The sequence below is a fragment of the Paracoccus sediminicola genome (assembly GCF_027912835.1).
In the GTDB taxonomy this organism is placed as follows: Bacteria; Pseudomonadota; Alphaproteobacteria; order Rhodobacterales; family Rhodobacteraceae; genus Paracoccus; species Paracoccus sediminicola.
In genome coordinates this window covers 2,089,708-2,112,931 of the sequence record NZ_CP115768.1, presented here as the reverse complement: position 1 = coordinate 2,112,931, position 23,224 = coordinate 2,089,708, and the positions used below count along the sequence as shown (strand labels likewise).

Sequence of the window (23,224 nt, the reverse complement as noted above, 5' to 3'; positions counted from 1 at the left end):
GGGCGGTCCCGGTTGGACCGCCCGCTTTTTTCAGGCTCAGGGATTCCAGCTCAGGAAATTCGCGATCAGCCGCAGCCCGACCTCCTGCGATTTCTCGGGATGGAACTGGGTGCCGATGATGTTGTCGCGCCCGACAATCGCCGTCACCGGTCCGCCGTATTCGACATCGGCCAGCAGATGCGCGGTGTCGGCAGGGTGGAACTGCCAACCATGCACGAAATAGGCGTGATCCCCGTCCGCGATCCCGTCCAGCACCGGATGCGCGCCGCGAAGCCGCAGATCGTTCCAGCCCATATGCGGCACTTTCAGCGCCGGATCGGCCGGGCGGATCGCGCCGATCTCGCCGCCGATCCAGCCGAGTCCCGGCGTCTCGCGATACTCATGCCCGGTCGTTGCCAGCATCTGCATCCCCACGCAGATCCCCATGAACGGCACCGCGCGGTTCTCGACCGCCTCGCGCAGCGCCTCGACCATGCCCGGCACCGCGTCCAAAGCCGCCTTGCAGGACGGAAACGCCCCGTCACCCGGCAGCACGATCCGGTCGGCCCGCGCCACGGTTTCGGGGTCCGAGGTCACCGTCACCTCTGCCCCCGCCGCGCGGCCCATCCGTGTAAAGGCCTTTTCAGCCGAGTGAAGATTGCCGCTGTCGTAATCGACAAGCGCCACGCGCATCACAGCGCCCCTTTTGTCGAGGGCAGCACGCCGGCCATGCGCGGATCGGGCTCGACCGCCTCGCGCAGCGCCCGGGCCACCGCCTTGAAGGCGGCCTCGGCGATATGGTGGCTGTTGATCCCGTGCAGCGCATCGACATGCAGCGTGATGCCGCCATGCGTGGCCAGCGCCTGGAAGAACTCGCGCACCAGCTCGGTGTCGAACCGCCCGATCTGCTGGGTCGGGAAATCGACATTCCACACCAGATAGGGCCGTCCCGAAAGATCCAGCGCGGCGCGGACCAGCGCGTCATCCATCGCCAGCAGGAAGGCGCCATAGCGCCGGATGCCGGTCTTGTCGCCCAGAGCCTCGCGCAGAGCCTGGCCGATGGCGATGCCGCAATCCTCGACCGTGTGGTGATCGTCGATATGGGTATCGCCCTTCGCATTGACGTCCAGATCGATCAGCGCATGGCGCGAGAGCTGATCCAGCATGTGATCGAAGAAGCCGACGCCGGTGCGGTTCTCGTACACCCCGCTTCCGTCGAGATTCACCCGCACCTCGATCTGCGTCTCTGCCGTGTTCCGGCTGATGCTCGCCTCGCGCATAGGACTGACCCTTCAGCAAAATCTCACGCCTTATACGCCGCCGCAGCCGGAAGCCCAATGCTTCCGCTCACCTTCCGCGGCGGAGCGGGTGGCCAAGCCAACGCGGATGTGACATAAGCGCCACCCTCAATTGCATCTGTGCCGTAAAAGTTAACCAACGAAAGGATTTACATGTCCGATCCGAACGATCCGCAGGCGCGGCATCCGGGAGATCCGCATCGCGATCATCCCGGATATCCCGGCGATCCTGCCCGCGAGAACCCCATTCTCGAGGGGCGCGAGCCCGAAACCGAGGAAGAACCGATCCCGGTGCCGGAAGGCCCGACCGAGGTGATCGACACCGATTACGAGATCGGTCAGGACAATCTCAGCCATAGCTTCCGGCTGGAATTCGATGTCCACAAGCCGGTCTTCACCATCTCGGCGCTCTCGGTGATCGCGGTCACGCTCGCCGCGCTGATCTTCCAGACGCAGCTCGACCCGTTCTTTGCCGGGATGCGCGACTGGCTGACCGGCAATCTCGCCTGGTTCTTCATCTTCGCCGGCAATATCTTCGTGTTGCTCTGCGTCGGGCTGATCCTGTCACCGCTTGGCAATGTCCGTCTCGGCGGACCCGAAGCCACTCCCGATTTCACCCTAACCGGGTGGTTCGCGATGCTGTTCGCGGCCGGGATGGGGATCGGGCTGATGTTTTACGGCGTCTCCGAACCGATGAGCCATTTCGACAGCTCGCTGGCCGGTATCACCGTCGAAAACGGTGTGCGCACCGACTGGGCGCCGCTTGGCGGGGCCGAGGGCGACGAGCTGGGCGCGCGCCGTCTGGGCATGGCCGCGACGATCTATCACTGGGGGCTGCACCCCTGGGCGATCTATGCCGTGGTGGCGCTCGCGCTGGCGTTGTTCAGCTATAACAAGGGGCTTCCGCTGACCATGCGTTCGGTGTTCTATCCGATGCTGGGCGAGCGTGTGTGGGGCTGGCCGGGTCATGTCATCGACATCATGGCGGTGTTCGCGACCATCTTCGGGCTTGCGACCTCGCTGGGCTTCGGCGCGCAGCAGGCGACGGCAGGGCTGGATTTCCTCTTCGGAATCACCGCGTCGAACACCAATATGGTGATCCTGATCCTGGCGATCACGGCCGTGGCGATGTTCTCGGTCGTGGCCGGGGTCGACAAGGGCGTGAAGCGGCTCTCCGAGATCAACATGATTCTCGCCTTCCTGCTCCTGATCTTCGTGATCGTGGTCGGGCCGACCATGGCGATCGTGAGCGGCTTCTTCGGCAATCTGAAAGCCTATGCGCAGGAATTCATCCCGCTTTCCAACCCGTTCGGGCGCGAGGATGACAATTTCCGCCACGGCTGGACGGCCTTCTACTGGGCCTGGTGGATCAGCTGGTCACCCTTTGTGGGCATGTTCATCGCGCGGGTCTCGCGCGGGCGGACGGTGCGCCAGTTCCTGATTGCGGTGCTGCTCGTGCCGGCGCTGATCTCGGTGCTGTGGATGACCACCTTCGGCGGCACGGCGATCTCGATGACGCTGGCGGGCTTCGAAGGGATCTCGGATGCGACGCTGGAACTGAAGCTGTTCCAGATGTTGTCTCAGCTTCCGCTGACCCAGATCACCTCCTTCATCGGTATCGTGCTGGTGTTGGTGTTCTTCATCACCTCGTCCGATTCGGGCTCGCTGGTGATCGACACCATCGCGGCAGGCGGCAAGGTCAACGCCCCGGTGCCGCAGCGCGTGTTCTGGTGCACCATCGAAGGCCTCGTTGCCATCGCGCTGTTGCTGGCAGGTGGTCTCGGCGCCTTGCAGGCCATGGCGGTATCGACGGGCTTCCCCTTCACCATCGTGCTGCTCGGAGCCTGCTGGGCCATCGTCAGCGGGCTGATCGCCGAACGCCGCGAGGCGCGCGGCTGACCCATTGCGCAGCGCCACTGCGCAGCCAGGTGCCGGACGGGCGGGGATTTCCCCGCCCGTTCTTGTTTTTCGGACACAGTGCTGTAAGAAGATTGCTGATGTTTTTTCGTCGGGATCGCCCATGACAAGTTTTGCGGACAGCGAAAAGCGCCTCATCGCAGCGCTCGCCCGGATCGAGCAGGCGCTCGACCGGGGCCCCGGGCCGCAAGCCCAGTCCGATGCGCCGCAGCCCGGCGAAGCCGCCGCGCAGGACAGCGCCGAGCTGACCCGGCTGCAATCCGAAAACACCGCGCTGAAACGCCGTCTCGCCGAAACCGGCGAGGAATTGGCCCGGCTCGCCGCCGCGAATGAGGCGTTATCGCAGGCCAATGCCGATCTGACCGCGGACAAAGAGCACGGTTCCGACCCGGCGCTGCGTGCCGAGATCGAGGCGCTGAAAGCCGCCCGCGCCGCCGAGATGGCCGCGCTCGACGACATCATGGCCGGGCTGGAAGGGCTGATCGCGCAGGCCCCGCGCGCCTCGGATGCGCCTTTCGCGGAGGATGTCAGCCCGGCGTCCGGTCATGTCGTTGCATTCGACCAGAACGAGGGCTGAGACATGGATGTGAATTTCACCATCGGCCACAAGGAATACACGCTCCAGGCCCAGGACGGGGAAGAGCGTCTGCTTCGCCGCGCCGCCGCGCTGCTCGATGAAGAGGCCGGAAAGATCACCGAACAGGCCGGTCGCATGCCGGAACCCCGGCTGCTGCTGCTGGCCGGTTTGATGCTAGCCGACCGCTTCAATGCGATGGAAGATCGCGCGCTGACCGCCGAGCGCGAACTGGCCCGGACCCGCTCGGCCGCATCCGGCACCAGCACGGCGGACGTGCTCGACAAGATGGCCGACCTCGCCGCCCGCGCCGAGGATATCGCCCAGCAAGCCGAAAACCGGGGCTGAACCCCGCCGCCGCCCGCTTCGCGGAGGATATTTGGATCAGGGTGAATTCATCCTGACGGAAATATCCCCGCCGGAGGCTCCTGCCCGTGCCGTCACTCGGCCGCGTGGGTCTGTTCCGTCTCGGATCCGGCTTTCATGCGGAAGCCGCGTTCAAGCTGGTCGAACGGGGCCACCGGGTAGTCTCCCGAGAAACACGCATCGCAATATTGCGGGCAGGCGCCGTTGCGGCCCTTCGCCTCGCCGGCGGCGCGATACAGCCCGTCCAGCGACACGAAGGACAGGCTGTCCACCCCGATCCATTCCCGCATCTCCTCGGGCGTCATCTGCGCCGCCAGAAGCTTGTCGCGGTCGGGCGTATCGACGCCGTAGAAACAGGGCCACGCCGTCGGCGGAGAGGCGATGCGGAAATGCACCTCCTTCGCGCCGGCGTCGATGATCATATCCTTGATCTTGCGGCTGGTCGTGCCGCGCACCACCGAATCATCGACCAGCACCACACGCTTCCCCGCGATCAGCGAGCGGTTCACGTTCAACTTGAGCCGCACGCCCATATTGCGGATCTGGTCCGTCGGCTCGATGAAGGTCCGGCCCATATACTGGTTGCGGATGATCCCCATCCCATAGGGAATCCCCGATTCCTGCGCATAGCCGATCGCCGCCGGAGTCCCCGAATCGGGCACCGGGCAGACCAGATCGGCCTCGACCGGGGCTTCGCGCGCCAGTTCGACCCCGATCTGGCGTCGGGTTTCGTAAACCGAGCGCCCGCCAATGATCGAATCGGGGCGCGAGAAATACACATGCTCGAAGATGCAGAAGCGCGAGCCGGTCGGCTGAAAGGGCCGCGAGCTTTCGATCTTGCCCTTTGAAATCACCACCATCTCGCCCGGTTCGACCTCGCGCAGAAACTCGGCGCCGATGATGTCCAGCCCGCAGGTCTCAGATGACAGCGCAAAGCCGTCATCGCCCAGCTTGCCGATGACCAGAGGCCGCACGCCCAACGGATCGCGCACCCCGATCAGCTTTGTGCGTGTCATCGCGATGACCGAGAACGCCCCCTCGACCCGGCGCAGCGCATCCTTCATCCGCTCGGGGATGTTGCGCTGGATCGAGCGCGCCATCAGATGGATGATGCATTCCGAATCGCTGCCCGACTGAAAGATTGACCCCCGCTCGATCAGCTCGCGCCGAAGCGAATCGGCGTTGGTAATATTCCCATTATGCGCGATCGCGCAGCCGCCCATGCTGAATTCGCCGAAGAAGGGCTGCACATCGCGGATATGCGCGGCTTTCGCGCCTGCCGTGGAATAGCGCACATGACCGATGGCCAACGGCCCCGGCAGCGTCTCCATCAGCGACTGCTTGGTGAAATTGTCGCGCACATAGCCGAAACGATGGGCGCTGTTGAAGCCACGCTCGCCGTCATGGCTGATGATGCCGCCGGCCTCCTGCCCGCGATGCTGCAGGGCATGCAGGCCGAGCGCCACGAAATTCGCCGCCTCGGCCACGCCGATCACGCCGAAGACACCGCATTCCTCGTGCAGACGGTCATCGTCGAAAGGATGCGCGAGAAAGGGCTGCATGGAGGCTCACCTGCGTGTCTGGGGTCGGGTCCTAGATAGGCGCAAACTTGCCCAAAGTCACGCCCCCGGGCCGGGGGCATGACGTGAAAATGTCACAAAAGACAGGCCGCGCGGGTCAGTTCGCGGGCGCACTCTCGGTGGCTGCACTGGCACCGGCCGCATCGGTTTCGGGCGCGACGGCCTCGTCCGGGGTGATTCCGGCGCCCGCGCAACCTGAGACGAGCTGGTTGTAGCGGTTGGTGATCCAGCCCGGCGCATCCTGCGGGATCTCGGCGTCGAGCTGCCCGGTCATGCGCTGGAAGACCTTGGCCGAGCGCGAATTATCGACCATCGGCACCGGCGTCGTCGCCATCACCCGGTCATAGACGATAAGTGCAATAGCCACCAGCAGGATGCCCCGCGCGACCCCGAACAGGAACCCCATGCCCTGATCGACCCCGCCCAGCGCCGAGCGCTGCACGACCGAGGAAAACAGCGGCGTGATGATCGAGAACAGGACCAGCGCCAGCGCGAACACCACCGCAAAGGCGGCAATCGTCGCCAGTTCGCAGCTTTCGCCAAGGAATTGTTCCAGAACCGGGATCTGCGCGATCATCGGGCGCACGGTCCCCGCGAAGATGAATGCCAGCACCGCCGCCCCGATCCAGCCCAGAATCGCGAGTGATTCGCGCACGAAGCCGCGCGCATAGGCCAGAATCGCCGACAGGATGATGACGGCAGCGACAACGCCGTCAATGATGGTAAAGCCGTCCATATACCCACCTTTTCGCGGCAGATATGGCCGCATTTCCCTCGTTCAGCCGGCGCCGAAGATCTCGCCGACAAAGCCTGTCAGGTCGGAAATCCGGTCCAGCCGCATGGTGCCCGCCCCGTCGAGTTTCTGCGAAGCAGGGATGATGGCTTGTGAAAAACCAAGTTTCTGCGCTTCTTTCAACCTGTTTTCGGCCTGAGCGACGGGACGTAGTGCGCCGGACAGGCTGATTTCGCCGAAAGTGACACATTCCGCGGGCAGGGCGCTGTCCTCGCGCGCGCTCAGCAGTGCTGCGGCGATGGCCAGATCGGCGGCGGGCTCCATCACCCGCATTCCGCCTGCCACGTTCAGGAACACATCCAGCCCGGCGAAGGGGATGCCGCAGCGCGATTCCAGAACTGCGAGGATCGTGCTCACCCGCCCCGAATCCAGCCCGACGACCGTCCGGCGCGGGCTGGCCAGCGTCGAGGGTGCGACCAGCGCCTGGATTTCGGTCAGCACCGGGCGGGTGCCCTCGATCCCCGCGAAGACCGCGCTGCCGGGCGAAGGCTGGCCGCGTTCAGACAGAAACAGCGCCGAGGGGTTCGCCACCTCGGCCAGCCCGCCGCCGGTCATCTCGAACACACCGATCTCGTCGGCGGGGCCGAACCGGTTCTTGACCGCGCGCAGGATGCGGAACTGGTGGCCGCGCTCTCCCTCGAAATACAGAACCGTATCGACCATATGCTCGACCACGCGGGGACCGGCAATCTGGCCTTCTTTGGTGACGTGGCCGACCAGGATCACCGCCACGCCGCGTTTCTTGGCAAAGGTGACCAGCTCATGCGCGGCGGCGCGGACCTGGCTGACGCTACCCGGCGCGGACTCGACATTGTCCGACCACAGCGTCTGGATCGAATCGATCACAGCCAGGTCGGGTCGCTCGGCATCCAGCGTCGTCAGAATGTCGCGCAGCGCCGTCTCGGCCCCCAGCCGCACCGGCGCCTCGGCCAGCCCCAGACGCTGCGCCCGCATCCGCACCTGCGCGCTGGCTTCCTCGCCGGAAATATAGATGGCCTCGACTCCGCGCTTCGCGAAATGGGCGGCGGCCTGCAACAGCAGCGTCGATTTCCCGATCCCCGGATCGCCCCCGACCAGCAGCGCCGAGCCGGGCACCAGCCCGCCGCCCAGCACCCGGTCGAATTCCGCCATCCCGGATTCGTGGCGCGGCGGCGGCGGCTCATGGGTGGATAGCGCGCTCAGCGGCACGGTCTTGCCCTTGGCCGAGCCAAGCCCGCGCCCCGGCCCCTGGCTCAGCGGCGCCTCCTCGACGATGCTGTTCCATGCCCCGCAGGCCTCGCAGCGCCCGGCCCATTTCCGATGCGCCGCGCCGCAGTCCTGACAGATAAAGGAAGTGACAGATTTCGCCATGCGCCGCTTGTGGCAGAGCCGCCCCTTCCGGGCAAGGCTCTGCTGCCCGCCTCTGCAACGCCGCTCACGCCGCCGCTCACGCCAATGTCGGCTTGCGCTTTTCGGCGTTTCCCATCAGGTTCCGCGCGCAAGCCGAGGATCTCAGATGCCGACCCCCAGACCCTTCTCCCGCTACGAATTCCTCATCGCCTGGCGCTATCTCCGCGCCCGCCGCGCCGAGGGTGGGGTGTCGGTGATGACCTGGATCAGCCTGATCGGAATTGCGCTCGGCGTGGCCGCGCTGATCGTGACGCTGGCCGTGCGAACAGGGTTCCGGGCCGAGTTTGTCGACACCATACTTGGTGCCAACGCTCACACCACTGTCTATATGTCGCCAACCAGCTTTGAAAACGAACTGACTGGCGAGATCTATACACAGGCCGGTCGCATCACCGATTACGACGAAATGGCCGCGCGTCTCGCCGCCATCGACGGTGTTACCCGCACCGCGCCGGTCGTCAAGGGACAGGTCATGGCGACGGCCAATGACGGCGCCAATGTGGCCGAGGTTTTCGGCATCAGCGCCGCCAATCTGGAGGCCATTCCGCGCATCGCCGACCCCGAGACCGGTATCGGCGACATCGCCGATTTCGAGAACGGCATCGCCATCGGCTCCGGCATCGCGCGTGAACTCGGCGTCACCATCGGCGACCGCATCCGCCTGATCGCCCCGGAAGGCGCGCAGACCGCGTTCGGCACGACGCCTCGCGTAAATGCCTATGAGGTAACGTATATTTTCACCGCCGGGCGCTACGACATTGACCGTACACGGGTCTATCTGCCGCTGGCCGAGGCGCAGAGCTATTTCAACCGCGAGGGTGCCGCCGACGAGATCGAGGTCTATGTCGGCGACCCCGAGCGCATCCAGGACTGGACCCTGCCGCTGCTCGACGCCGCTGGGGAAGGGGCGCAGATCTGGACCTGGAAGGACAGCTCGGGCAGCTTCCTGCGGGCGCTCGACATAGAGGATGACGTGATGTTCATCATCCTCTCGGTCCTCGTGCTGATCGCCACGATGAACATCACCTCGGGCCTCATCATGCTGGTGAAAAACAAGGGCCGCGATATCGGCATCCTGCGCACGATGGGGCTGACCGAAGGCTCGGTGCTGCGGGTGTTCTTCCTCTGCGGCGCCTTCACCGGCATCATTGGCACCATTGCCGGGGTGATCCTCGGCGTGCTGGTGTCGCTGAATGTCGATCACATCATGTCGCTTCTGGGCAGCGGCGCCTGGGATGCCTCGGTGCGCGGCATCTATGAACTGCCCGCCAAGCTGCGCGCCATCGACATCGCCAAGGCCGTCGCGCTGTCGCTTTCGCTGAGCTTCCTTGTCACCATCTTCCCCGCCTCGCGCGCGGCGAGGATGAACCCGGTGGAGGCGCTGCGCTATGAGTGACGTGCTGCAACTGAGCGCCATCGGGAAAAGCTATAACAAGGGCCAGCCCGGAGAAATCGCAGTGCTGCGCGGGCTGGATCTGCGCGTCGGCAAGGGCGAGGTGGTCGCCCTTGTCGCGCCGTCCGGAGCGGGGAAATCGACATTGCTGCATATCGCGGGGCTGCTCGACACGCCTGACAGCGGCTCGGTGACCCTGAACGGCGCCGATCTGACCGGCGAAGCCGACCGGGTGCGCACCACCGCGCGCCGCCGGGATCTGGGCTTTATCTACCAGTTCCACCATCTTCTGCCCGAATTCAGCGCCGCCGAGAACATCATCCTGCCGCAGCTTGCCAACGCGGTGGCGGAGGCCGAGGCCAGGGCCCGTGCAGCGGAACTGCTGGACCGGGTCGGGCTGAAGGACCGCGCCGGCCACCGCCCGGCTGCGCTGTCCGGTGGGGAACAGCAGCGTGTCGCCTTCTGTCGTGCGCTCGCGAACCGTCCGGCCCTGTTGCTGGCGGATGAACCGACCGGCAATCTCGATCCCGAGACCTCGGATCGGGTGTTTGCGGTGCTGATGGATCTGGTCCGGGGCACCGGGCTTTCGGCCCTGATCGCAACCCATAACCTCGAACTTGCCGGGCGGATGGATCGCGTGGTTCGGCTGGAACAGGGGCGGGTCACGCCGGTCTAGGCATGTTCCTCGGCGGCGTTGTCGGACAGCGCCTGATTCAGCGCCTGCAACGCATCGACATGGTAAAGCGCCCCGATGATCTCGGGCGGGGCGGGAGGGCCGATGGCCTCGGGCGGGCGCGGCTCGGCCGGGCGGATGACGGGCAGGAAGGCACCGCCGAGGCGCTTGAACTCGGCCAGTGCCAGATCCAGCGTTGCCCCATCAACCAGTGTCCGCCCGGACATCGCAAGGTTGCGCACCAGATCCGGAGCGGGGGCGTTTTCTGCATCCGGCGCGCGCATCAGCGAGTTGATCCGCATCTTCTGAGGCAGCCAGACCTGCGGGCCTTCCGCGACATGGATGCCGCGCAGCTCGAGCTGGGTCAGGAAGAAGGACCGGTGGAGCAGCCGCGAGGCAAGCGCAGATGACAGCGACACCGCCGCCATTACCGCAATCCCGGTCTGAAAGTCGCCCGTCATCTCGAAGATGATGAGCGCGGTCGAGATCGGCGCGCCAAGAACCGCCGCCGCCACTGCGCCCATGCCGGCCATGGCGTAGATGGTGGTCCCGCCGGAAAGTTCGGGCAGGGCCGAGGTCGCGATCATCCCGAAGGCCAGCCCGGTCAGCGCGCCGAGGACAAGCGCGGGTGAGAACACCCCGCCGCCCATCCGCCCGCCCAGTGTGATCGCGACGGCAAGCACCTTGACCACGGCAAAGACCACGACCTCGCCCAGCCCGAACGCTCCGCTGAGCGCCGCGAAAGTGGTCTGATAGCCGACGCCGATGATATGGGGGAAGGGAATAGCGATGACCCCCAGCAGGCTGCCGGCGATCATCGGGCGCATCCAGCGGGGCCAGCCGCTGCGCTGCATCAGCGCCGTCGCAGTGTTGTCGGCGCGCAGGATTGCCCAGACAAGCGCCGCGGCAACAAGCGCCGAGACCAGGCCAAGCAGCATAAAGGCGGGCAGTTCCACATAGAATCCCAGACCAGGTTCGCGCGGGAGCGAGAATTCCGTCGCGCCGCCGAAGGCCTGTCGGTTGATGACCGTCCCCGCCACGGCTGAAATGGCGATGGGTGCGAAGGCATGGGCCGAGAAATGCCGCAGGATCACCTCATGCGCGAAAAGCGCACCGGCGATGGGGGCGTTGAAACTGGCCGCGACCGCGCCGGATACGGCGCAACCCAGAAGCTCGCGGCCCGTCATCGGGCTGGCATTGATCCGCGCCGCAAACCATGTCGAGATCACCCCGGCCAGATGCACGACCGGCCCTTCCCGCCCGGAAGATCCGCCGGTGCCGAGCGTGATGAGCGAGGCCGCTGCCGAGGCCAGACCCTCGCGCTGCTCGACCCGGCCGCCTTCCAGCGCGGCATCCTCGATCACGTCGCTGACGGTGCGGGCGCGGTTGTCGGTGGTGAAGCGGTCGAGGATCAGCCCGACGGCCAGCCCGCCCAGGGTCGGTACCGCGATCAGCCACCACCAGGGCAGACGATGTGCGTCATTGCGCAGCGCCTGATCGTCGATCCCGTATGCCGTGCGCTGCAACAGGTCGATCCCGAGCCGGAAGAACAGCGCCGCCAGCCCGGCGCCAATCCCGATCAGCAAGGCCAGCACCCAGAACTGCATCTGGCTGGGGCCGCGCGTGCGCAGGATATGCATCGCACGCCCCGCATGATTGCGCATCTGCGGGAATCCTCCGGTCAGCCAGTGGCCGGTGGGTGCGTCGTTCTTGGGCTTTCGCGGCGGCGTTGCTTGGGCCATGCTGGCATCAAGCAAAAGGGGACAGCCATGGTCAACCATCAGTCCGCATTCGACGAAATTCGCGCGGTGATTGGGGATCGCCTGTCACAGAAGGATTCCGACCGCGACCAGCACGGCCAGTCCGAAACCTGGCACCGGGCGCCGCCGCCCGATGCGGTGGCATGGCCCGAAACCACCGGCGAGGTCTCTCAGATCCTGGCCATCTGCCATCGTCATCGCTGCCCGGTGATCGGCTGGGGCACCGGGACCTCGCTGGAAGGGCATGCGCTTGCCACGCGCGGCGGGCTGGTGCTGGATCTGATGCGCATGGATCGGGTGCTGGAGGTCCGGCCGGAAGATATGCTGGCCGTCGTCCAGCCCGGCGTCACCCGCGAGGCGCTGAACACCGATCTGCGCGCGACGGGGCTGTTCTTTCCGATCGATCCCGGAGCGAATGCATCGCTTGGCGGAATGGCTGCGACGCGGGCCTCAGGCACGATGGCGGTGCGTTACGGCACGATGCGCGACGCGGTGCTGGCGCTCGAGGCGGTTCTGGCGGACGGCACGGTGATCCGCACCGGCACCAAGGCTGCGAAATCGAGCGCGGGCTATGACCTCACCGGGCTTATGGTCGGCTCGGAAGGGACGCTCGGCATCATCACCGAACTGACGCTGCGGCTGCATGGCCAGCCCGAGGATGTCTCGGCCGCGGTCTGCACATTCGGCACGATGCAGGACGCGGTGAACTGCGTGACGATGACCATGCAGAGCGGCATTCCGATGGCCCGGATCGAGTTCATGGACGCGGTCGCGATGCGTGCGGTGAATCTTCATTCCGGCAGCGATTACCCCGAGCAGCCGCATCTGATGGTCGAGTTCAACGGCTCTCCCGATGGGGTGCGCGCCAATGCCGAGGCTTTCGGAGAAATCGCGGGGGACTGCGGCGGGCAGGGCTTTCACTGGGCCGCGACGCCAGAGGACCGCCACAGGCTGTGGGAGGCACGCCACGCTGCCTATTGGGCGACGCTCAAGCTGCGGCCCGGCGCGACCGGGGTGGTCACAGATGTCTGCGTGCCGATGTCCGAACTGCCCGGCGCGGTCGAGGCTGCGGCAGCGGATATGGAGGAGGCCGGGCTTCTCGGCAATATCGTCGGCCATGTCGGCGACGGCAATTTCCATACGCTGATGCTGGTCGAACCGGGCAATGAGGCCGAGCTTTCCCGTGCCAAGAAAGCCGCCGATGCCATGGCGCGCCGCGCGCTTGAGGTCGGCGGCACGGTCAGCGGCGAACACGGCATCGGCATCGGCAAGCGCGGCTTCATGGCGTCGCAGCACGGGGCGGCTCTGTCGGTGATGGGCGCGATCAAGTCGGCTCTCGATCCGCATGACATTCTCAACCCCGGCAAGATGCTGCCCGATCGCAACTGACGCGCGGAACCGCCGCGCTGCGGGCGGGTTGTTATCCACATATCCAGACAGGAGAGTTCAATGTCCGAAGGCCCCGACGCGCCCGTCGAAAAGCAAGCCCGCAACCACGCCCCCGCGCTGATCGGCATGGTTGTCGCCGTGCTTGTCGTCATTTTGGCGCTGTTCATATTCGGCGTGTTCGACTCCGAGGATGTGAGCGATGAGGAAACCGTGACCACCTCGGAACCTGTCGCTGATGCCGAAGTCACCGAAGAGAACGCCGAAGAGGTGGAATGACCCCCACCGCCGGAGGCGGTCTGTTTCGTGACGCGACGTCGCGTTGCTTCTGGCGGTCCGCGCGCACAGCCACGGCCACCCGGCATGCAGGAGCGCTGACAGATTCGTGACCGTCGCCATATCGTGACTTTGCCCCCGCCCGCTGCGATAACGGCAAAAAGTTAAACGGGGGTTTCATGTCGCGCATCGCTACCATTCTGTCAGCCATCGCCCTGCTGCTGCTCGCAGCATGTGGCGGCGGTCAGAGACAGGTCGTCGTTCCAGGAGGAGATCCGGGTTGGGTCGGCGGAGCGGTGCCAAGGCTCGGGGACAATAAACCGCATACCTGGAGAAACGGACATCCCTACAACCTCCCGGTTCACGGGATCGATATCTCGCGCTGGCAGGGGGATATCAACTGGGGTCAGGTGCGCGGCTCTGGCGTCAGCTTCGCGTTTATCAAGGCGACAGAGGGCGGCGATCACAGCGATCCGAATTTCCAGCGTTACTGGCGCGAGGCCGCCGCGGCCCGTATTCCGCGCGGCGCCTATCACTATTATTATTTCTGCCGCTCGGGGGCCGAGCAGGCGCGCTGGTTCATCCGCAATGTCCCGCGCGAGGCAGGCTCGCTGCCGCCGGTGCTGGATATCGAATGGACAAATTCGCGAACCTGCCCGCGCCGTCCCGGTTCGGCCGAGATCCTGCGCGAAGCAAATGTGTTCCTGTCGATCCTTCAGCAGCATTACGGGCAGCGGCCGGTCGTCTACACCACGGTGGATTTCTACCGCGAGACCGGAATCGGGCGGTTGAATGCCGAATTCTGGCTGCGCTCGGTCGCGGATCATCCGCGCAACATCTATCCGGGTCAGAACTGGACCTTCTGGCAATATAGCGGCACGGGCAGCGTTCCCGGCATTCGCGGCGACGCGGATCTGAACGCCTTCGCCGGCAGCGTGGGGCAATGGCGGCAATGGCTGAACCGGCGAATGGTGCGCTGAGGCGTCGCTTTGTCTGGCGCCGCCCGGGAGAGGGTGGGCGGCTCTGGCTGACGGTCGAATTCGCCGCGTTGTTCATCGCGATTCCGGTGGCCATCGCCCTGTTCCTGCCACCATCCGAGCTGTTCGAGGCGCTGTTCCTGTTCTCGCTCGCCGGGCTGGCGCTGCTGTGGTTCACCGGCGGTTTCGACTGGCGCGCGCTGCTGCGCGGTTGGGGCCGGTTCGACTGGCGGCTGTTCCTGGGCTTCGCGGCGATTACCTTCACGGCCTCGGTCGCGGTGATGTATATCACCCGGCCCGAGGCGCTGTTTTCCTTCCTGCGCAGCAATCCGAAATTCCTGCTGGTGATCTGGCTGTTCTACCCGCTGCTTTCCGCGCTCCCGCAGGAGCTGATTTTCCGGGTGCTGTTCTTTCATCGCTACGGGCGCATCTTCAACGGCCCGCAGCAGGCGGTGCTGGCGAATGCCGCGATCTTCAGCCTCGCCCATCTGATGTATTGGAGCTGGATCGTCGCCGTGTTCACCTTCTTTGGCGGGATGGCCTTCGCCGTCGGCTATCTGAAGCGCGGCTTCCCCTGGGTCTGGGCGCTGCATGCGATTGCGGGCAACATCCTCTTCGCGGTGGGGATGGGGGTGTATTTCTACTCGGGCAATGCGGTGCGGCCCTTCTGAGTGTGAGGGATGGTTAGCTGGCCCGGAAACCCCTCGGCCCGGCTTGACTTCCGCCCCCTTGCGCTGTTCATGCGGGGGCTGAACGAAAGAGGTCCGCCATGCACGCTTATCGCAGCCACACCTGCGCCGATCTGAGAGCCGAGAACGCCGGGGAAACCGTCCGCCTGTCGGGCTGGGTCCACCGGGTCCGCGACCACGGGGGCGTGCTCTTCGTCGATCTGCGCGACCATTACGGCATGACGCAGGTGCTGGCCGACAGCGATTCCCCGGCCTTCGGCGCGATGGAAAAGCTGCGCGCCGAGACCGTGATCCGCATCGATGGCCGCGTGAAGATGCGCGACGAGGCGTTGCGCAACCCCAAGCTGCCGACCGGCGATATCGAGGTTTACGCGACCGAACTGGAAGTGCTCGGCCCTGCCGACGAACTGCCGCTGCCGGTTTTCGGCGATCAGGATTACCCCGAGGAAACCCGGCTGACCTATCGCTTCCTCGACCTGCGTCGCGAGAGCCTGCACAACAACATCATGCTGCGCTCGAAGGTGATCCGCAGCTTGCGCAACCGGATGTGGGATACCGGCTTCACGGAATTCCAGACGCCGATCATCACGGCCAGCAGCCCAGAAGGGGCGCGCGACTTCCTTGTGCCGTCGCGGCTGCATCCGGGTAAGTTCTATGCGCTGCCGCAGGCCCCGCAGCAGTTCAAGCAGCTGATCATGGTGGCGGGTTTCGACCGCTATTTCCAGATTGCGCCCTGTTTCCGCGACGAAGACCCCCGCGCCGACCGCTCGCCCACGGATTTCTATCAGCTTGATGTCGAAATGTCCTTTGTCGAGCAGGAGGACGTCTTCAACGCCATCCAGCCCGTCATTCAGGGCCTGTTCGAGGAATTCGGCAATGGCCGCCCGGTCGATGCCGACTGGCCGCGCATCCCCTATGCCGAGGCGATGCTGAAATACGGCAGCGATAAGCCGGACCTGCGCAACCCGATCGAGATGCAGGTGGTCTCGGACCATTTCCACGGCTCGGGCTTTGCGATCTTCGCCAAGCTGCTGGAGCAGGACGGCACCGAGGTGCGCGCCATTCCCGCGCCGACGGGCGGCAGCCGCAAGTTTGCCGATCGGATGAACGCCTTTGCGCAGAAGGAAGGCCTGCCGGGGATGGGGTATATCTTCTGGCGCAAGGCGGATGACGGCAGCACCGAGGCCGCTGGCCCCATCGCCAAGAATATCGGCCCCGAGCGCACCGAGGCGATCCGCCAGCAGCTTGGTCTGGGCGCGGGCGACGCGGCCTTCTTCCTTGGTGGCAAGCCCGAAACCTTTGAAGCCGTCGCCGGTCGTGCCCGCAATGAAATTGGGCGCGAGTTGGGTCTGACCGACGAAAACCAGTTCAAATTCGCCTGGATCGTCGATTTCCCGATGTATGAGAAGACGGATGAGGGCAAGATCGACTTCTCGCACAACCCGTTCTCGATGCCGCAGGGCGGGATGGAGGCGCTGTCGGGCGATCCGCTGGCGGTGAAGGGCTATCAATATGACCTCGCCTGCAACGGATATGAGCTGATCTCGGGCGCGATCCGGAACCACAAGCCGGAAATCATGTTCAAGGCCTTCGAACTGGCGGGCTATCCGGCGTCAGAGGTCGAGGATCGCTTTGGCGGGATGGTCAAGGCGTTCCGCTATGGCGCACCGCCGCACGGGGGATGCGCGGCCGGGATCGACCGGATCGTGATGCTGCTCGCGGATGAGCAGAATATCCGCGAGGTCATCATGTTCCCGATGAACCAGCGCGCCGAGGATCTGATGATGAATGCCCCGTCAGAGCCGACCAACGAACAGCTTCGCGAGCTTCGCCTGAGAGTATTGCCTAAGGAGTGACCCCGCCGCCCGGTCACGCGCTTGATGCGTCGAAGGACCGGGAGGCGCAAAAGCCGCTCAGGCCGAGGCGACCGCCGCCAGCCTGTCATGCACCAGACCGCTGATCCGTGTCAGATCGGTGGCAACCCCGCGCCCCGCCTGATGGTCGCGGGCAAGCGCCGCCGCAGCCTCGGCGAGTTTCGCGTCATGCGCCGAGCGTGCCACGCCGGTCAGGAAGCGCGCGATATAGCCGATCGCCTCGCCATCCTCTGCCGCGGCGAGAACCTGGGCCACATGGGTCAGATCCTGCCGCAGGGCGGTCTTGTCCGGGGCCACGATATCGTTGGGCAGGACACGCAACCCCTTGGGCAATTCGTGACTGGGCAGGGCTGCGAGCAGGGTCTGCTGAAATACCGCCAGATTTTCGATGGGTTTGATCATGAAGCCCGCCGCACCGGCCGCAAGCGCCGCGTCCTCGGTGTCGGGATTGCCCGATATGGCCAGAACTACCGGAGATTGCGTCCCCAGCGCGCGGATCTTGCCGATCAGATCGGCACCGTTGCCATCGGGCAGTCCCATATCGACGATCACCACGCTTGGCCGGTAGGTTTGCAGGTGGCGCATGGCAGTGCGCAGGCTGTCGGCGCGGCGAATCCGCGCACCCGACCGCAGGCAGAGAAGGCGCATCGCCTCGGACGCGATCCGGGAATCCTCAACGACGAGCACGGTCAGCCCTGACAGAGGCCGCCCGGGAAGCTGCGCCTGCCAGAGCTGTGGCTGGGCCGCGTGTGAATTTGTTTCAGTCTGCATTCATCCATCCCCTCATGGAATCATCTGAACCCCAAGGCTAGTGCGCGAATCGCTAAGGGAGCGTTAATACCCCCGGTTTTCCTTGGCTTTCCGGCGCGATATGCCTAGATAACGCGGTGAAACGCGGGGCCGCGCGGCATCATTGCCCCACGCCATCCCGCTCGATCCAGGAGCGATCAGATGAATCTCACCGGCGGCATCGTGCTTTACGCAGTCCTATGGTTCCTCACCCTGTTCATCCTGCTGCCTATCGGTCTTGTCAGTCAGGAGGAAGCAGGCGAGGTTGTGCCCGGCACCCATGCCGGTGCGCCGCATCGCGCCGATCTCGGCCGAAAGATGCTGTGGAGCACGGTGATCTCCGCCGTCCTTTGGGGCGGATGTGCGTGGCTGATCCTGGGCGGTGTGTTCACCCGCGAGGATGTGATGAACTGGGACCAGCTCGTCCGCTGAGCAGGTGGAACAGATGCGTGAACGCCGCCGAAGCCAGCACCGGCACAGCGATATTCACCAATGGAACGGTCAGCCCGAAGGCGATCATCACCCCCAGCAAGGTGACGCTGAGGCTTCGGCTTTGGCGAAGTGCAGTCGCCTCTGAGGCGCGCAAATGACGCCGCGCGGCGGTCTGGAAGAATTCACGCCCGAGCAGCCAGCCATTCGCACCGTAGAACAGCACTGGCGCGAAGGGGCCGAGAAAAGGCGTTGCCAAAAGCGACACGATCCCCACAAGAAGCACCGCGCCCATCACCGGGAGCGCTTCGAGCAGCCCGTCCCAGAAATCCGGCTCGGCCCCAATGCGCTGCGGGTAATGGACGGCTTCGACCCGGCTGGCGACACGTTCGGTATACAGACCCGAGAAGGCGGCGGCGACCGGCGCCATCAGGAAAAAGCCGAGAATCGGGAACAACGCCAGGCTGCCCCAGCTCAGAGCCGGGCCGAGCGTGATGTCGCCCCAGATCGGCAAGGTGACGCTGCCCTCGACAAACAGCCGCAGCGCCCAGAACAATCCGATCTGAAGCGCCAAGAACAGCCCGATGGTCAGAGCCATACCGCGCAGCACAAGCCCGAAGATCTGCGGGCGCAGCATATCGGCCCACCCGCGCAGAAGGGCCTGGGTGGAGATCATTCCAGCACCGTGGTCTTGGCGGCGATATCGGGGCGCGGGCGCTCGGGCGGTGGGTTGGGACCGGGCGAGCCGATATGAATCAGCCCTGCGATACGCTCGCCCGGCTGAAGCCCAAGATGCCGCCGCGCAAAGTCATCTTGCGAGGCCATGCCGGTCAGCCAGCTTGCGCCAAAGCCCGAGGCCAGCGCCGCATTGACCAGCCCCAGACACACTGCGCCCGCCGAAAGAAACTGCTCCCATTCCGGAACCTTGTCGCTATCGACGGGCGAAAACACCACCGCCACCACGACGGGGACCCGCATCGCGTTGCCATGTTTCGCGGCCTTCTCGGGCGGGTTCCCGGCGGCGGCGCTGTCGGCTTCGACCAGAGGGGCGAGCCTTTCCAGCACGGCGCCGCGCATCACCACGAATCGCCACGGCTCCAGCTTGCCGTGATCGGGCGCGCGCGCCGCAAGCGTCAGTATGTCGGTCAACTCGTCGGGCGATGGGCCGGGCGGACGCAACAGGGCAGGCGGGTGCGAGCGGCGGGTGCGCAGGAAGTCGAGTGCGCTGATCTTGGCTTGGTCCATGGTCGGATCTCCTTCGCCGGTAGATCTAGTGGACAGACCCGACCCCGCCAAGGCTTGACGCCGGCATCGCTTCGGCAGAGGCATCGTCACATGCTCCGGAACCTCCCCGATCTGCGCCATCTCGCCGTGCCGGGTGCGATTCTGGATCTGCGCGTCACGCCGGGTGCATCGGCGGACAGGATCGCGGTCGCGGAAAGCGGCTTGATCCGCGTGTCAGTGACCGCGGTGCCGGAAAAGGGCAGGGCGACGGCTTCGGTGGTCAAGCTGCTCGCCAAGGCGCTCGGGATCCCCGCATCGCGGCTGAGCCTGATCCGCGGAGCGACGTCGCGGGACAAGTCTATCCAGGTGCTGCCCTAGCGCCGATCCAGCCGATACCCGCCCTCGGGCAGATTCAACGCCGCGCGCAGCTCGTCGAGCTGGCGGGCGCTCAGGGTGATCTCGCTGTAGCGGTCGCCATCCGGTTCATCCTGACGCAGCACGACGCGATCATCGAAGGCGGTGATGATGACATCGCCTTGCAACGGCGCCTGCTCGGGCTCGTCGATCAGGGTGATGACCGTGGCGTCGAAATCGTGTTCGATGGTGAACATGGGCCCTCTCATCCTGAACTTTCCGCCAGCGTGACCGGAAGTGGTTTGCCTCGCAAGGGGGGCTTGTCTATTCTTTCCGAGACCCGTCAGCCGAGAGTGAACATGTTATCCAGAAATCTCCGCCTCGCCGCCCTCAGCCTGATCGGCGCGGCCGCGCTGTCCGCCTGTGCCCCTGTCGAGGTGTCGGACAGACCACCCGTTCCCGCGCCGACCCGCAACACGGCAGAGACCACTGTCACCCGGCCCTCCGCGACGACGCCGCAGTCGCCGCGCCAGGCGGCCAATAACTTCCTCAGCGTGATCCGCAAGATGGAGCCTGCGGTCGAGCGGGAATGCGCGGCGCGGCGGACATCGAATATCAACTGCGACTATCAGTTCGTCGTCGATGACCGGCTGGATCTCGAACCCAACGCGTTCCAGACGCTCGACCGTTCGGGCCGTCCGATCATCGGCTTCACCGTCTCGCTGATCGCGGCGGCGCAGAATGCGGATGAACTCGCCTTCGTTGTCGGTCACGAGGCCAGCCACCACATCCTGAACCATCTAGACCGCAAGGCGAGCTCGGCCACGGCGGGGGCGGTCATCCTGGGCGGGCTGGCTGCCGCGGCCGGCGCCGATTCCAACACGGTGAGCTCGATCCAGCGTGTCGGCGCCTCGGTCGGTTCGCGAGTCTATTCCCGCGACTGGGAGCTTCAGGCCGACTATATGGGCGCGATCGTCACGATGAATGCCGGCTATGATCCGGTGAACGGGGCCGAGTTCTTCCGCCGCATGCCCGATCCGGGTGATCGCATTCTTGGCTCGCATCCGTCGCGCGCCTCACGCATGGCCCAAGTGCGCAGGGCCGTCGAGGATGTCAGGGCAGGACGGACGCGGTAACGCGAGGTGAGCTGGTCCAAACTCTCATTCCGCCTGCAAGAGCTGATCGGGCGGATCTGGGTTCGGGTGCTGGCTTTCGCGGTCATGGGCGTGGCGACGGCTCTGGTCGCTTTGCTGCTGCGGCCCTTCATCCCCGACTGGATGGCCTATCGTCTTGGTACAGAGGCGGTTGGCACCATGCTTCAGATCATCGCCACGACGATGCTGGCGGTGACGATCTTTTCGCTCTCGACACTGGTCAATGCCTGGACGAACGCGCAGCAGAACGCGACACCGCGCGCGCTGCCGCTGATCGTTGGCGATTCGGCCAGTCAGACGGTGCTGTCGACCTTTATCGGCGCCTTTGTCTTTAGCCTGGTCGGAATCATCATGTTGCAGACCGGGGTCTATGGCGGCTCTGGCCGGGTGGTGGTGTTTGCGGCGACCGGGATCGTCGTGGTGCTGGTCATCGTGGCGCTGATGAACTGGATCGAGGTTCTCAGCGATCTCGGCCAGATCCGCGATGTGCTGGACCGGCTTGAGGCAGCGGCGCTTCGCGCGGTGGAGAACCGCGAGGATTACCCCTGGCTCGGGGGGCAGCCCTGGACCGGCGCGCCGCCGGAAGAGGCCGAGATGCTGCTGACGCCGGATGTCGGCAGGGTCCGGCATGTCGACGCGGGCACGCTGCAATCCTTGGCTGAGCAGCACGGGCTGACCATCTATCTGGACGCCATTCCGGGCACGCGCGTTCATGCCGCGCGGCCGGTGATGCATGTGGTTGGCCTCGGCGAGGCGGAAGATCGTGAGACGCTGATGAAGCGGCTGATGAATTGCCTGACCATCGGACAGACCAACAGCTTCGAGCAGGACCCGATCCACGGCATCGAGGCGATGACCGAGGTGGCGCAGCGCGCCCTGTCTCCTGCGGTCAACGATCCCGGCACGGCGCGTGATGTGATCCAGCGCCAGTTGCGGCTTCTGACCCGCACCGGTCCGGTCGCGACGGATCACGAAGCTCGCCGACCGCTGCTGCATGTGCGTGAAATCAGCGCCGCCGATATGGTCCGTGCCGCCTTTGCCCCGCTGGCTCGCGATGCTGGCGGCATGTTCGAGGTGCAGAGCGCGCTTATCGACGCGCTTCATGCGCTCACCAAGCTAAAACCGGAATATTATGGCACCGCAGCGGCAGAGATCGTAGAGCTTGTTGCTTATCACGCGGAAAGGTCAGGAATGCAGCCATTACAACTTGACACACTCTCGAAAAAAATGGTTCATATCCGCAATCGGAAGTTGCACACGGCTTTGTGATGTGACGCCGCGTCACTTATGGGAACTAATTTGCATGTCGTTGCGAATTGCCTTCCGCGATCGGCGAAAATCCGCTATGTAGCAAGGTAATCATAAGTGGATCTGCTTATACTCGGTTCACTGGATGGGAGCGGTTGAATGATCGGAGTCGTGATCTGGAGCAGCGAATGCAGCCAAAAGGCGGTCATCTGGTGCGAGGATCAGGGACCGCTCGCTTATCTTCGCGGTGGTGATTGCCTGGCCGGCGACGCGGAATGGCCGGTCCCCGGCGATCTGCTACGGCTGGAATGCGAGACGGTCGGAAATCTTCGTCACGCCCGGTCGGTCAGTGTCATCGCGTCGAATGTCTGCCCCAACATCCCCAACGCACTCTTGGGACAGACCAGCCGCCCGGCACCGCATCTTCACGTGGTATCGCGCAACAAGGTCCCGCCCCTGCGCGTCGTGGCCGATCATCCCGAAGAAATGCTGTCTTCTGCCGTGAATTCCTGAAACAGCTTTGAGAAGGCGCCCGGCCGATCAGACCCCTCGCGCCAAGGCCGCAACGCCGGTGCGCGCCTGATCGCTGAGCCCCAGGGGCCGCATCAGATCGGCAAAGGCATCCAGCTTTTCCGGCGTGCCGGTGATCTCAAAGACGAAACTGGTCAGCGTCGAATCCACGACATTCGCCCGGAAAATTTCGGCGATACGAAGCGCCTCGACCCGGTGATCGCCCGACCCGGCGACCTTGAACAGCCCCAGCTCCCGTTCGACGCTAGGTCCCTCGGCGGTTAAATCATGAACGTCGCGCACCGGGACGATGCGGCCAAGCTGCGCCTTGATTTGTTCGATCACCGCAGGCGTGCCGCGGGTCACGATGGTGATCCGAGACAGATGACCCTCGTGGTCGGTCTCTGCCACGGTCAGGCTGTCAATGTTGTAGCCTCGTCCCGAAAAAAGCCCGATCACCCGCGCCAGAACGCCCGGCTCGTTCTCGACCAGGACCGCGAGCGTGTGCCGCTCGACGATATCGGCATTCGGGTCGCGCAGATCATAGGCCGAATGGCTTGTCGCGCCTTGCCTGATATTGAGTGCCGCCATG

Annotated in this window: 26 protein-coding genes; 15 read left to right on the top strand and 11 right to left on the bottom strand. The window is 65.0% G+C overall.

What is annotated here, in order from left to right:
• Positions 1–36: 36 nt before the first annotated feature.
• Positions 37–672, bottom strand: a complete 636-nt coding sequence (hisH, locus tag PAF18_RS10445; protein WP_271115662.1) for an imidazole glycerol phosphate synthase subunit HisH — start codon at positions 670–672, stop codon at positions 37–39.
• A complete protein-coding gene (gene hisB / locus PAF18_RS10440) occupies positions 672–1,259 on the bottom strand; it encodes an imidazoleglycerol-phosphate dehydratase HisB (RefSeq protein ID WP_271115661.1) in 588 nt (195 codons plus the stop codon). Before hisB ends, hisH begins: the two co-directional genes overlap by 1 nt.
• A 264-nt stretch (positions 1,260–1,523) precedes the next feature.
• Here hisB and PAF18_RS10435 point away from each other — a divergent pair, with 264 nt between their 5' ends.
• From PAF18_RS10435 to zapA, 3 genes are all read left to right on the top strand, one after another.
• Positions 1,524–3,176, top strand: coding sequence for a BCCT family transporter (locus tag PAF18_RS10435; protein WP_434802258.1), 1,653 nt, complete (start codon positions 1,524–1,526; stop codon positions 3,174–3,176).
• A gap of 121 nt (positions 3,177–3,297) precedes the next feature.
• Complete coding sequence (locus tag PAF18_RS10430) at positions 3,298–3,771, top strand: hypothetical protein (RefSeq protein ID WP_271115659.1); 474 nt, start codon at positions 3,298–3,300, stop codon at positions 3,769–3,771.
• 3 nt (positions 3,772–3,774) lie between these two features.
• Complete coding sequence (zapA, locus tag PAF18_RS10425) at positions 3,775–4,116, top strand: cell division protein ZapA (RefSeq protein ID WP_271115658.1); 342 nt, start codon at positions 3,775–3,777, stop codon at positions 4,114–4,116.
• A 92-nt stretch (positions 4,117–4,208) separates the two neighbouring features.
• Here the strand turns inward: zapA and purF are convergent, their stop codons facing one another.
• From purF to radA, 3 genes are all read right to left on the bottom strand, one after another.
• Positions 4,209–5,696, bottom strand: coding sequence for an amidophosphoribosyltransferase (gene purF / locus PAF18_RS10420; RefSeq protein ID WP_271115657.1), 1,488 nt, complete (start codon positions 5,694–5,696; stop codon positions 4,209–4,211).
• Positions 5,697–5,811: 115 nt separating this feature from the next.
• Positions 5,812–6,450 (bottom strand): CvpA family protein, encoded by a 639-nt coding sequence (locus tag PAF18_RS10415; RefSeq protein WP_271115656.1) that lies wholly within the window; start codon positions 6,448–6,450, stop codon positions 5,812–5,814.
• A 42-nt stretch (positions 6,451–6,492) separates the two neighbouring features.
• The gene (gene radA, locus PAF18_RS10410; protein ID WP_271115655.1) at positions 6,493–7,857 is read right to left on the bottom strand and encodes a DNA repair protein RadA; all 1,365 of its coding nucleotides are present in this window, start codon (positions 7,855–7,857) and stop codon (positions 6,493–6,495) included.
• A 145-nt stretch (positions 7,858–8,002) separates the two neighbouring features.
• Between radA and PAF18_RS10405 the strand changes: the two genes are divergently transcribed.
• A complete protein-coding gene (locus tag PAF18_RS10405) occupies positions 8,003–9,292 on the top strand; it encodes a lipoprotein-releasing ABC transporter permease subunit (protein WP_271115654.1) in 1,290 nt (429 codons plus the stop codon).
• Complete coding sequence (locus PAF18_RS10400; protein WP_271115653.1) at positions 9,285–9,965, top strand: ABC transporter ATP-binding protein; 681 nt, start codon at positions 9,285–9,287, stop codon at positions 9,963–9,965. Before PAF18_RS10405 ends, PAF18_RS10400 begins: the two co-directional genes overlap by 8 nt.
• On the opposite strand, the gene PAF18_RS10395 is transcribed toward PAF18_RS10400, so the two are convergent.
• Positions 9,962–11,704, bottom strand: coding sequence for a chloride channel protein (locus PAF18_RS10395; protein ID WP_434802216.1), 1,743 nt, complete (start codon positions 11,702–11,704; stop codon positions 9,962–9,964). The genes PAF18_RS10400 and PAF18_RS10395 overlap by 4 nt on opposite strands.
• A gap of 27 nt (positions 11,705–11,731) precedes the next feature.
• On the opposite strand from PAF18_RS10395, the gene PAF18_RS10390 reads away from it, so the two are divergent.
• From PAF18_RS10390 to aspS, 5 genes are all read left to right on the top strand, one after another.
• Positions 11,732–13,111 (top strand): FAD-binding oxidoreductase, encoded by a 1,380-nt coding sequence (locus PAF18_RS10390; RefSeq protein WP_271115652.1) that lies wholly within the window; start codon positions 11,732–11,734, stop codon positions 13,109–13,111.
• A gap of 60 nt (positions 13,112–13,171) precedes the next feature.
• Complete coding sequence (locus tag PAF18_RS10385; RefSeq protein ID WP_271115651.1) at positions 13,172–13,387, top strand: hypothetical protein; 216 nt, start codon at positions 13,172–13,174, stop codon at positions 13,385–13,387.
• 176 nt (positions 13,388–13,563) lie between these two features.
• Positions 13,564–14,364, top strand: a complete 801-nt coding sequence (locus PAF18_RS10380; protein ID WP_271115650.1) for a glycoside hydrolase family 25 protein — start codon at positions 13,564–13,566, stop codon at positions 14,362–14,364.
• Complete coding sequence (locus tag PAF18_RS10375; RefSeq protein WP_271115649.1) at positions 14,337–15,032, top strand: CPBP family intramembrane glutamic endopeptidase; 696 nt, start codon at positions 14,337–14,339, stop codon at positions 15,030–15,032. The genes PAF18_RS10380 and PAF18_RS10375 overlap by 28 nt, the downstream gene beginning before the upstream one ends.
• 98 nt (positions 15,033–15,130) lie before the next feature.
• Complete coding sequence (gene aspS, locus PAF18_RS10370) at positions 15,131–16,906, top strand: aspartate--tRNA ligase (protein WP_271115648.1); 1,776 nt, start codon at positions 15,131–15,133, stop codon at positions 16,904–16,906.
• A gap of 57 nt (positions 16,907–16,963) precedes the next feature.
• Here the strand turns inward: aspS and PAF18_RS10365 are convergent, their stop codons facing one another.
• Complete coding sequence (locus PAF18_RS10365; protein ID WP_271115647.1) at positions 16,964–17,695, bottom strand: response regulator; 732 nt, start codon at positions 17,693–17,695, stop codon at positions 16,964–16,966.
• A 180-nt stretch (positions 17,696–17,875) separates the two neighbouring features.
• Here PAF18_RS10365 and PAF18_RS10360 point away from each other — a divergent pair, with 180 nt between their 5' ends.
• The gene (locus PAF18_RS10360) at positions 17,876–18,145 is read left to right on the top strand and encodes a DUF1467 family protein (RefSeq protein ID WP_271115646.1); all 270 of its coding nucleotides are present in this window, start codon (positions 17,876–17,878) and stop codon (positions 18,143–18,145) included.
• Here the strand turns inward: PAF18_RS10360 and PAF18_RS10355 are convergent.
• On the bottom strand, positions 18,102–18,818 hold the full coding sequence (locus tag PAF18_RS10355) for an EI24 domain-containing protein (protein WP_271115645.1): 717 nt from the start codon (positions 18,816–18,818) through the stop codon (positions 18,102–18,104). The genes PAF18_RS10360 and PAF18_RS10355 overlap by 44 nt on opposite strands.
• A complete protein-coding gene (locus tag PAF18_RS10350) occupies positions 18,815–19,387 on the bottom strand; it encodes a nitroreductase family protein (protein ID WP_271115644.1) in 573 nt (190 codons plus the stop codon). Before PAF18_RS10350 ends, PAF18_RS10355 begins: the two co-directional genes overlap by 4 nt.
• 90 nt (positions 19,388–19,477) lie before the next feature.
• Here PAF18_RS10350 and PAF18_RS10345 point away from each other — a divergent pair, with 90 nt between their 5' ends.
• Complete coding sequence (locus PAF18_RS10345; RefSeq protein ID WP_271115643.1) at positions 19,478–19,744, top strand: DUF167 domain-containing protein; 267 nt, start codon at positions 19,478–19,480, stop codon at positions 19,742–19,744.
• Here PAF18_RS10345 and PAF18_RS10340 read toward each other — a convergent pair.
• The gene (locus tag PAF18_RS10340) at positions 19,741–19,977 is read right to left on the bottom strand and encodes a DUF8831 family protein (protein WP_271115642.1); all 237 of its coding nucleotides are present in this window, start codon (positions 19,975–19,977) and stop codon (positions 19,741–19,743) included. The genes PAF18_RS10345 and PAF18_RS10340 overlap by 4 nt on opposite strands.
• Positions 19,978–20,079: 102 nt before the next feature.
• On the opposite strand from PAF18_RS10340, the gene PAF18_RS10335 reads away from it, so the two are divergent.
• The 3 genes from PAF18_RS10335 (at position 20,080) to PAF18_RS10325 (ending at position 22,635) form a co-directional block, all read left to right on the top strand.
• Positions 20,080–20,856: a M48 family metalloprotease gene (locus tag PAF18_RS10335; protein WP_271115641.1), complete on the top strand. Its 777-nt coding sequence runs from the start codon at positions 20,080–20,082 to the stop codon at positions 20,854–20,856.
• Positions 20,857–20,862: 6 nt separating this feature from the next.
• Positions 20,863–22,143: a DUF2254 domain-containing protein gene (locus PAF18_RS10330; protein ID WP_271115640.1), complete on the top strand. Its 1,281-nt coding sequence runs from the start codon at positions 20,863–20,865 to the stop codon at positions 22,141–22,143.
• Between the two features lie 138 nt (positions 22,144–22,281).
• Complete coding sequence (locus PAF18_RS10325; protein WP_271115639.1) at positions 22,282–22,635, top strand: hypothetical protein; 354 nt, start codon at positions 22,282–22,284, stop codon at positions 22,633–22,635.
• Positions 22,636–22,662: 27 nt separating this feature from the next.
• Here PAF18_RS10325 and ilvN read toward each other — a convergent pair whose 3' ends face one another.
• Entirely contained in the window at positions 22,663–23,223 is a 561-nt protein-coding gene (gene ilvN / locus PAF18_RS10320; protein ID WP_271115638.1) for an acetolactate synthase small subunit, read from the bottom strand.
• Position 23,224: the final 1 nt, after the last annotated feature.

What these genes read in the sequence shown, in the direction of transcription:
- hisH (WP_271115662.1), bottom strand. Translation starts at nt 672, where the DNA reads ATGCGCGTGGCGCTTGTCGATTACGACAGCGGCAATCTTCACTCGGCT.
- hisB (WP_271115661.1), bottom strand. Translation starts at nt 1,259, where the DNA reads ATGCGCGAGGCGAGCATCAGCCGGAACACGGCAGAGACGCAGATCGAG.
- PAF18_RS10430 (WP_271115659.1), top strand. Translation starts at nt 3,298, where the DNA reads ATGACAAGTTTTGCGGACAGCGAAAAGCGCCTCATCGCAGCGCTCGCC.
- zapA (WP_271115658.1), top strand. Translation starts at nt 3,775, where the DNA reads ATGGATGTGAATTTCACCATCGGCCACAAGGAATACACGCTCCAGGCC.
- purF (WP_271115657.1), bottom strand. Translation starts at nt 5,696, where the DNA reads ATGCAGCCCTTTCTCGCGCATCCTTTCGACGATGACCGTCTGCACGAG.
- PAF18_RS10415 (WP_271115656.1), bottom strand. Translation starts at nt 6,450, where the DNA reads ATGGACGGCTTTACCATCATTGACGGCGTTGTCGCTGCCGTCATCATC.
- radA (WP_271115655.1), bottom strand. Translation starts at nt 7,857, where the DNA reads ATGGCGAAATCTGTCACTTCCTTTATCTGTCAGGACTGCGGCGCGGCG.
- PAF18_RS10405 (WP_271115654.1), top strand. Translation starts at nt 8,003, where the DNA reads ATGCCGACCCCCAGACCCTTCTCCCGCTACGAATTCCTCATCGCCTGG.
- PAF18_RS10400 (WP_271115653.1), top strand. Translation starts at nt 9,285, where the DNA reads ATGAGTGACGTGCTGCAACTGAGCGCCATCGGGAAAAGCTATAACAAG.
- PAF18_RS10395 (WP_434802216.1), bottom strand. Translation starts at nt 11,704, where the DNA reads ATGGCCCAAGCAACGCCGCCGCGAAAGCCCAAGAACGACGCACCCACC.
- PAF18_RS10390 (WP_271115652.1), top strand. Translation starts at nt 11,732, where the DNA reads ATGGTCAACCATCAGTCCGCATTCGACGAAATTCGCGCGGTGATTGGG.
- PAF18_RS10385 (WP_271115651.1), top strand. Translation starts at nt 13,172, where the DNA reads ATGTCCGAAGGCCCCGACGCGCCCGTCGAAAAGCAAGCCCGCAACCAC.
- PAF18_RS10380 (WP_271115650.1), top strand. Translation starts at nt 13,564, where the DNA reads ATGTCGCGCATCGCTACCATTCTGTCAGCCATCGCCCTGCTGCTGCTC.
- PAF18_RS10375 (WP_271115649.1), top strand. Translation starts at nt 14,337, where the DNA reads ATGGCTGAACCGGCGAATGGTGCGCTGAGGCGTCGCTTTGTCTGGCGC.
- aspS (WP_271115648.1), top strand. Translation starts at nt 15,131, where the DNA reads ATGCACGCTTATCGCAGCCACACCTGCGCCGATCTGAGAGCCGAGAAC.
- PAF18_RS10365 (WP_271115647.1), bottom strand. Translation starts at nt 17,695, where the DNA reads ATGCAGACTGAAACAAATTCACACGCGGCCCAGCCACAGCTCTGGCAG.
- PAF18_RS10360 (WP_271115646.1), top strand. Translation starts at nt 17,876, where the DNA reads ATGAATCTCACCGGCGGCATCGTGCTTTACGCAGTCCTATGGTTCCTC.
- PAF18_RS10355 (WP_271115645.1), bottom strand. Translation starts at nt 18,818, where the DNA reads ATGATCTCCACCCAGGCCCTTCTGCGCGGGTGGGCCGATATGCTGCGC.
- PAF18_RS10350 (WP_271115644.1), bottom strand. Translation starts at nt 19,387, where the DNA reads ATGGACCAAGCCAAGATCAGCGCACTCGACTTCCTGCGCACCCGCCGC.
- PAF18_RS10345 (WP_271115643.1), top strand. Translation starts at nt 19,478, where the DNA reads ATGCTCCGGAACCTCCCCGATCTGCGCCATCTCGCCGTGCCGGGTGCG.
- PAF18_RS10340 (WP_271115642.1), bottom strand. Translation starts at nt 19,977, where the DNA reads ATGTTCACCATCGAACACGATTTCGACGCCACGGTCATCACCCTGATC.
- PAF18_RS10335 (WP_271115641.1), top strand. Translation starts at nt 20,080, where the DNA reads ATGTTATCCAGAAATCTCCGCCTCGCCGCCCTCAGCCTGATCGGCGCG.
- PAF18_RS10325 (WP_271115639.1), top strand. Translation starts at nt 22,282, where the DNA reads ATGATCGGAGTCGTGATCTGGAGCAGCGAATGCAGCCAAAAGGCGGTC.
- ilvN (WP_271115638.1), bottom strand. Translation starts at nt 23,223, where the DNA reads ATGGCGGCACTCAATATCAGGCAAGGCGCGACAAGCCATTCGGCCTAT.